The organism is Bradyrhizobium sp. Ken64 (assembly GCF_055807555.1).
Genome location: NZ_JBVVPA010000143.1, coordinates 1 through 236, shown reverse-complemented (window position 1 = coordinate 236; position 236 = coordinate 1). Strand labels below are relative to the sequence as shown.

Genomic DNA, 236 nt, shown 5'->3' with positions numbered 1-236 from the left:
ACGCCTTGGGTAGATGCTCGGCTCATACAGGTTTCCTTTTCGATTGTGGTCTCAACAAGAAGCGACGCTTTTGTGGTGGACCGACGGATTTCCGATCCGGCGTTCAGGTGTAAAGCGTGCAATCTTCGTGAGCGGTCCTACCGATCGCAAGTTCGCGGCGTTCTGGACCATGTCGCAGCCGTCGTTCACGACCTTGTAGCTCATCTCGGCTAAGCGCTTAGGAGCGCCATGTTTGA

The 236-nt window shown here is 55.1% G+C and carries 1 protein-coding gene; it reads right to left on the bottom strand.

What is annotated here, in order from left to right:
• Nucleotides 1–51: 51 nt before the first annotated feature.
• On the bottom strand, nt 52–236 hold a 185-nt coding region (locus AC0L2F_RS35980), incomplete at its 5' end, for a hypothetical protein (protein ID WP_473251555.1).